2 protein-coding genes are annotated in these 2,305 nt (G+C 39.6%); both read right to left on the bottom strand.

Annotated features, from left to right (window positions below; all coding sequences use genetic code 11):
- Window positions 1–155 precede the first annotated feature (155 nt).
- Window positions 156–1,808, bottom strand: a complete 1,653-nt coding sequence (hpsL, locus tag VB732_RS33265) for a hormogonium polysaccharide biosynthesis protein HpsL (RefSeq protein ID WP_323235101.1) — start codon at window positions 1,806–1,808, stop codon at window positions 156–158.
- 35 nt (window positions 1,809–1,843) lie between these two features.
- Window positions 1,844–2,161 (bottom strand): hypothetical protein, encoded by a 318-nt coding sequence (locus VB732_RS33260; RefSeq protein ID WP_323235100.1) that lies wholly within the window; start codon window positions 2,159–2,161, stop codon window positions 1,844–1,846.
- Window positions 2,162–2,305 lie beyond the last annotated feature (144 nt).

Here is a 2,305-nt window from a genome sequence, read left to right as displayed (position 1 = left end):
ACTGCCGTGCCCTTACGGGTATACCTTACGTAAATGAAAACCGCTATAGTTTTGCATCAGTACTATAAAAATTTGGAACAGTTCTCATTTATCACTTTTATCAATAAAGTAGGTTTTAAATGTTAAGGTGTTTTTAACCTCCTATGATATTTTACTTAAATTGTTTGTAGACGTTTTTTCTTGTTTTTTTGCAAAGGGTTTGCATCTTCTTTATCTTGTTTTTCTAGTTCTGGCAATTTAAAAAGAACTCCTGCAAAAAACCAATAATAGACAGCAACAGGATCAACATCCAAAGGATAGTAGTAGGTGTTGTAGCTAATAAACAATATAAACACCCACAAAGCTGCTCCGTAACTGCGGAAATTACGGTTCTTTATGGAGCGATAAGTTTTAAAGCCGGCAATTGTTAAACTTGTTACCAAACTTAGAAAAGCTAATACTCCAAGAATTCCTACTTCATAAAGGACTTTGGGGTAGTAAGTTTCCACCAGCTTAGTTTTACCCATTGCACGGGCAGAGTTAGTTGCTCGACCTAAACCACTTCCCAAAGGGCCGTCTACGGCTTTCCAATTCTCTTCAAATTGCTGGACGATAAAATCTTCAGGCGGTGAAGCCTCCCAACGACTGGTAAAACTCGCGGTTCTCTCTTGCACGACAGCAGGGTTAGTCACCATCACAATTCCCAAAACTAGGGCAAGTCCTATGCCTGCGGGGATAAACCGTTTGAGGTTGCCAATTTGACCAGTCAGCAGTAGCAAAATCCCGAAGCAGGTCGGTACTAAGGCTAAGGCGATTCTCTGTCCAGAAATTACAGCATTGATAAAGACTGTCACCAAAGAACCTAAACCGACCAACCGCCATATTGGAGAAGGGTCGGTGAAGCCGGTGGCAAAGGTAAAAAACGTGCTGGCAATTAAGAACCAAGCCCACTGCCAAGGAGCCACAAATGTCCCTGGTAGGCGAATAACTCCTTCATCGGGACTATATACCAGCGCTCCACCAAAATAACATCTGGCTTCGAGTGTTGCTCTAAATAAAGCATCTCCTTCAAGACCTCTAGTACCTTGACATACACCAGTTAGTAGTAACATATATTGAATAAATCCCAGCACGCAACAAATTAGTGTGAGGGCAATCTGGAGGCGCGATAAAAAGAGAAAATCCCGCTTATCCCGAATTAGATAGTAAGCGCAACCAAGTAGGGGGACATAGCCTAAAAATACTTTCAGTCCCAGAATTCCCATGCCTAAAGGTATTTCTTTTTCTACTTTTTCCAAAAGTCCTACACTAGGCGGGTTAAACTGCTGTCCACCATTGACAAATAAGAGTGTTAAGACACTGCAACCCAAGACAATATAAAGTGGAATTTTAATTCCTTGGGGAATAATTAGGGGTAGCCCTTGTTTACGGCAAGTTTGCCAAAGTCCAATTAACGCTGGAACATAAAAGGCATCTTTAGCTAATTGGAGTATAGGACTATTGCCCAAGTAGTAAGTGATAGTACCACCAACAGGGACGTAAATGATGAAGGCATATAGTGCTTGGCGCGGGTATTTGTAGGAAAGGGATAATATGATGATCCCCAAGACACCAGGGACTGCTGCTTTAATTCCAACTACGAAAAAAAGCACAATGCCAACGAATAAACCGCCAAAAGTGGCGGTGGTGAGTAAACTAATGAGTTCTTTTCGTGCTAGGGCTGCTTTGCGTTTTTGAGCTAACTGTTCTTTGAGGCTAAGAGTAGAATCCTTAGAAGCCTGCTTTTTAGAGTTTTTAGATTTCTTAGATTTTGACTTTATTTTCGGCATAGTCGGGCTGTAGCCTATCAGCATCAAGAAATATATTATACTTGACAAATTTCTTTGGATTGCTGTAAGTCGTACAATTCAAATTCATCTCTAACTGATTGATTTAATAATTTGCGATTAAAAATGCTAAATCCCAACCTTTTTGAATTATCAAAAAGATTTTCTCCTGTATCCAAGATATAAACGGCTCGTGGAAATGGTAATGATTTAATAGCTTTTCCTCTGTTCTCTAAAAAATCCTTGACTTTGCCATGATCTATATAATATCTGTAGTAACCGTAGCCACGATTATATTCTGCGGTTTCGGGCAAATAGTTCAAATCATAGCGGATAATATTACAACTGCCGCACATTTTATAAAAATTTCTTCTTTTAATACATATATTTACTGCCTTCCTGATACTTGTAACCTTTGTTGATAACCCATCCATCAGAATCAGGATGTTGTTGAACGAATTGGGCTAATTTTTTGCTGACACAATCATCAGCATCAATTG

The sequence above is a fragment of the Nostoc sp. UHCC 0252 genome (assembly GCF_034931145.1).
GTDB lineage: Bacteria > Cyanobacteriota > Cyanobacteriia > Cyanobacteriales > Nostocaceae > Nostoc.
Note: the sequence above shows the minus strand (reverse complement) of the source record. Positions and strands in the feature narration are given on the sequence as shown.